Below are 4991 nucleotides of genomic sequence, written 5' to 3'. Positions count from 1 at the left end.
AATTCCAAAAGCGACTTTTTATAACTACTTCCACTCGAAAGAGCGGTTTATTGAAATCTGTTTGATCGTACAAAAAGAACGTTTAAAAGCAAAAGTAGTTTCAATTGTTGAGTACGACCAAGGCACAAGCGTGAAGGAAAAACTCAAACATCTTTATTTCTTACACACCGATTTAGAGGGGCTTTACTACTTATTATTTAAAGCCATTTTTGAAACGAAACTGACCTATCCAAAAGCCTATCAAGTCGCAATTAAATATAGAACGTGGCTAATGAATGAAATCTATAGTCAGCTTAGAACATTCAAAACGGATGCGACTTTTCAGGACGCCAAGCTATTTTTATATATGATTGAGGGCGCAATCTTTCAGCTTTTAGATTCGAATATGTCGGACGAGAGAGAAAGGGTGTTGGATTGTTTTTTTGCTGGGGTTGATAAGCTGTAGAGAAAAGTTCGAAAGTGAAGTGATACAAATGAGATTGTAATCACCCACTCAAAACAGATAGACAGTGCATTAGCTAGATTAGAGCCTAAAGCACTGTTGCAACATTATTTTAGAGTTGTGTATTTCGATAAAACCAATTTACACAAGCATCTGCCAAAATTTGTGTGGTATCAAAGCTCACATCTAAAATTGGAGACTGGATTGCATGTAAACCAATTGGAATTTCTGTACAGGCTAAAATAATCGAACCAGCACCTTGATCTATGAGCCTTTGGCTTAACTCTTGAAAAACGATACCCGCTTTTGCCGATTCATTACGTTTTACAGCATAAACAGCCGGCATAAATTCCTGTTCAATTTCCTCATCCGAATTAATGACAAAAGGAATGTCATGCTTGCTTAACTCATGTTGATACAACTGAGTAGAAAGTGCACCTTTGGTTGCCAATATCCCGACTTTATCACCAGATTGATAATTCTTTAAAATCTGTTGTACCGTAATTTCAACCATATTTAAGATTTCAATATGGGTGTGTTGCTGTAAGTCAGAATGCCAGAAGTGTGCGGTATTACATGGAATTGCGATTTTAGAAACACCACTACGCACTAAAATTTTTAGCCCATGTAACATGGCATTTAAAGGACTTTCACCTAGGTTTTTAAGTGCAAGTTGTCGGTCAGGAATACCGCCGTGATTCCAAGCAATTGTTGGAATATGTTCCTGATCTTTTGTGGCAGGGCTTGCATCGAGCAGACGCTGTTGAAAATCAACAGCAGCGCCTGGTCCCATACCACCCAAAATTCCAAGGGTGGGGAGTTCTGAAAATGTTGTCATCTTACAAACGGTATGCATCTTTACTAGAGAACGTTTTACGATAACCGAATAAGCCTACGGCACCGCCTGTATGGAGGAAGATTACTTTGTCATCTTTAGTGAAATGACCCTGACGAATGAGGTCGACTAAACCCGCAAAACCTTTACCTGAGTAAACAGGGTCAAGCAAAATACCTTCAGTCCGAGCAAGAAGTTCAACCGCTTCAACCATGCTATCGGTTGGAATACCGTAACCATCACCAACATAGTCACTATTTGCAATCACTTTTTCACGGGCAATAAGATCTGCGCTTAAACCAAGATACTCTAAAGTTGCACGAGTAAGTTTATAAACATTTTCTTCTTGTTTAGATTTTTCAGCACGAACGCTGATACCGAGTACTGGTAAGTTTGAGTGAGTTGCCGCAATACCCGCTAAGAGACCAGCTTGAGTACCCGTGCTACCTGTTGCATGTACAAGATGAGTCGGAGCCAGTTGAATCTGGTTAAGTTGGTTAATTAATTCAATTGCTGTTGATACATAACCTAAAGCACCAATAGCGTTTGAGCCTCCGCCCGGAATAATGTACGGACGCTCACCTTGTAGTTCTAATTCTTTTGCTTTGGCTTCTAAAGCCGCAACCATGTCGGTGCCACCCGGAACAACCTCAATTGATGTTGCACCTAAAATCTCGTCGAGCAATAAGTTTCCGTTATTGTAATATTCATCTGTACCATCACTAACGCGTTGTTCGAGTAAAACCGATGCCTTTAAACCAAATTTATTTGCTGCTGCAATCGTTTGGCGAACATGGTTAGATTGAGTTGCACCTTGAGTAAGTACATGTGTGGCACCTTTTGCAAGCGCATCACCAATTAAAAACTCTAATTTGCGGGTTTTATTACCGCCTGTAGCCAGCCCTGTAGCATCGTCTCGTTTGATGTAAATCTGGGGACCATTTAACGCTTTAGTTAAGTTAGGTAAAAACTCTAGAGGAGTAGGCGCATGAACCAGTTGAACGCGCGGCAAATGACTTAATAACATAATAATGTCCTAAAAATTTAATGTATGTAATCAATCATGCGACTTACTTCTTTGCGCATAATTTCTAAAATATGTTTTTTGGTTTCAATAAATTCTTGCTGTGGCGCAATATTTTCAATGCTGCGCGCACGAGGTAAATTCACATGAATATCTTCGGCAATGCGCCCGGGATGGCCTGCCATTAAAATAATGCGATCTGCTAAAAGTAGAGATTCATCAATATCGTGAGTAACAAATAAAACGGTAGTTTTGTTGTCTTGCCAAAGCTGAGTCAGTGTTTCCTGCATCAAAATACGTGTTTGAGCATCTAAAGCCCCAAAAGGCTCATCCATCAATAAAATCTTTGGCTTCATGACCCACGCACGAGCAAGGGCAACACGTTGCTTCATACCACCCGAGATTTGCCAAATTCGATGATTTTCAAACTTCTTTAACCCCGTTTTTTCTAAATAATATTCAGTTTGCTCAGCAATATATTTAGGCTCAGCTTTTGATTGCTTAAGTGGAAATTGAATATTTTCTTTTACTGTGAGCCAAGGAAACAATTGAGCTTGTTGAAATACAACAGCTCGGTCAATGCCCGGCGCTGAGATGGATTGACCATCTACATAAATCTCACCTAAAGTTGGTTTTTCAAAACCAGCAAGCAAGTTCAAAATAGTTGATTTACCACAGCCAGAAGGCCCAAGTAAGCAAACAAACTGACCTTCAGGAATTTTAAGATTAATATCTTCTAAGACCGTATTTTCCGTTTTGTTTTGTTTAAATATTTTCTGAACATTATTTAGCTCAATAAAGGGTTGAGTCATTATGCTTTTCCTGTCCAAGGGGCCCATTTCTGCTGTGCTTTCACAATGAGCCAATCTAAAATAAAGCCAATTGTTCCAAGTAAAATAATTCCGACAATCACAACATCTGTACGCAAATAAGAACCTGCATTAATAATCATCCAGCCTAAACCAGAAGTTGCTGCAACCATTTCCGCTGCAATTAATGATGTCCAGCCAATACCAATCGATAAACGAATGGTGGTGAAAATTTCAGGAAGCGAAGAGGGTAAAATGACGCGGAATAAGATTGCTGTTTTTCCTAAGCCCATCGTTTGTGCTGCTTGAATCAAACCATATGGAACGTTTTGGCTTGCTGCGGTTGCACCCACAATGACGCTAAGTAAAGTCGCAATAAAAATAAGGAAAAATTTAGATTCCTCACCAATCCCTAGCCACACAACCACTAAAGGGATTAGGGCAATTTTTGGAATAGGACGTAAGAATTGTACAAATGGATCTAAAATGGCATTAAGTACAGGGCTACGACCCATTAATAATCCCAAAGGCACACCAATAATGATTGCAATGAAGAATGCAAAGAAGGCACGCGCCGTGCTGACTAAAATGTGTTGATAAAACGGAGCATCACGGTAACCGTTTTTAAATAAATCTAAAACTGTATCTAAAATTTGTAGAGGAGAGGGCAACAAAATTGGTGAGACAAGTTTAAATGTACACACAAGCTGCCAAATAATCACAAAAGCAATTAGCGATAATGCGCTAATCACTTTTAATTTAAACGGGTTCAACTGAATCATTTCATAACCTTATTTTGTCGCTTCAATAAGGTATTTACTGTCGATATTAGGCGCATAACTCTTTGGAACATCAGATTGTTTCAACTCGCCAATACTGACTAAAAATTTAGCAATATCTTGAGTTGCTTTAGCCAAGCCAGAGTTTTCATCGTTTGATGTTGCACCTAAATATTTTTCAGAGGCTTGATCTTTCAGTGGAATATATTCGATACCAGCAAGTGTGGTTTCTACTTGGTCGTATGGAAGACTTAAATATTTAGAAATTTTTTGGGAAGCAGCTTTAGGATCTTGTTTATATTCATCAACTTGTTCTTGGTAAGCTTTCAGGAATTTAATTACAAGATCAGGGTGTTTTTCTGCAAACTCTTTACGGACAGCGAAGTTGTTATAAACCAAAATGCCTTTTTCATTTAACGTTGTTGTACGATAAATTTCTTTACCGCCTTCTTTTTCGAGCTGCTGAGTAAATGGTCCCCAAACATAAGCTGCATCAATATCACCACGTGTCCATGCAGAAACAATTTCAGCAGGCTTAAGTGGAATTAATTTGATTTTTGATTTATCAATTTTATTTAATGCAAGCGCTTGTTCTAAAGCATATTGCGCGGTGGAGTTGGCAGGGAAGGCAACTTTTTTACCAACCAGACCTTGCAGGTTTTTAATGTCAGGACGGACGATTAAACGTTCTGCACCAGAAATTAGACCTTCCAAACCAATGATTTCAATTGGTAATCCGCGAGTGATGCCCGCAACAGCCGGACTTGAACCAAAACGAGCAATATCAATTTCATTTGCGGCGAAGTAATTAATTACATCTGCACCCGAAGCAAATTCGACCCACTTAATTTTTGTACCTAAAGCTTTTTCAAAATCTCCATCAGCTTTACCAAGAACCCAAACTCGTGGACCGCCACCCCAAGCAAAACGTACTTCTTTTGGAAGTTCAGCAGCAGGTGCAGTTTGAGAAGCTTCTGCCTTAGTTTCATTATTTTGCTGTGAATTATTTCCACAACCTGTTAAAAGTGCAAAGCTGAGAACCCCTACTGATAAGACAGCGTTTTTTAAGTGAAAATGTGTTGCAAACAACATTATATTTCCA

General features: G+C 39.0%; 6 protein-coding genes. 1 reads left to right on the top strand and 5 read right to left on the bottom strand.

What is annotated here, in order from left to right; all coding sequences use genetic code 11:
* Positions 1-445, top strand: a 445-nt coding sequence (locus tag NL42_RS14490; RefSeq protein WP_461313270.1) for a TetR/AcrR family transcriptional regulator, incomplete at its 5' end; no start/stop codon positions are given.
* A 109-nt stretch (positions 446-554) separates the two neighbouring features.
* Here NL42_RS14490 and cuyB read toward each other — a convergent pair.
* From cuyB to NL42_RS14465, 5 genes are read right to left on the bottom strand one after another with little or no spacing between them, the layout of a single operon-like run.
* The gene (gene cuyB / locus NL42_RS14485) at positions 555-1280 is read right to left on the bottom strand and encodes a cysteate racemase (RefSeq protein WP_461313269.1); all 726 of its coding nucleotides are present in this window, start codon (positions 1278-1280) and stop codon (positions 555-557) included.
* A 1-nt stretch (position 1281) separates the two neighbouring features.
* A complete protein-coding gene (gene cuyA / locus NL42_RS14480; protein WP_461313268.1) occupies positions 1282-2304 on the bottom strand; it encodes a D-cysteate sulfo-lyase in 1023 nt (340 codons plus the stop codon).
* A gap of 17 nt (positions 2305-2321) precedes the next feature.
* Entirely contained in the window at positions 2322-3113 is a 792-nt protein-coding gene (locus NL42_RS14475; protein WP_461313267.1) for an ABC transporter ATP-binding protein, read from the bottom strand.
* The gene (locus NL42_RS14470) at positions 3113-3892 is read right to left on the bottom strand and encodes an ABC transporter permease (protein ID WP_461313266.1); all 780 of its coding nucleotides are present in this window, start codon (positions 3890-3892) and stop codon (positions 3113-3115) included. Before NL42_RS14470 ends, NL42_RS14475 begins: the two co-directional genes overlap by 1 nt.
* A 9-nt stretch (positions 3893-3901) precedes the next feature.
* Positions 3902-4981 (bottom strand): taurine ABC transporter substrate-binding protein, encoded by a 1080-nt coding sequence (locus NL42_RS14465; RefSeq protein ID WP_461313271.1) that lies wholly within the window; start codon positions 4979-4981, stop codon positions 3902-3904.
* Between the last annotated feature and the right edge of the window lie 10 nt (positions 4982-4991).

The sequence above is a fragment of the Acinetobacter sp. GN11 genome (assembly GCF_054823985.1).
This window is presented reverse-complemented; position numbering and strand designations above follow the sequence as displayed.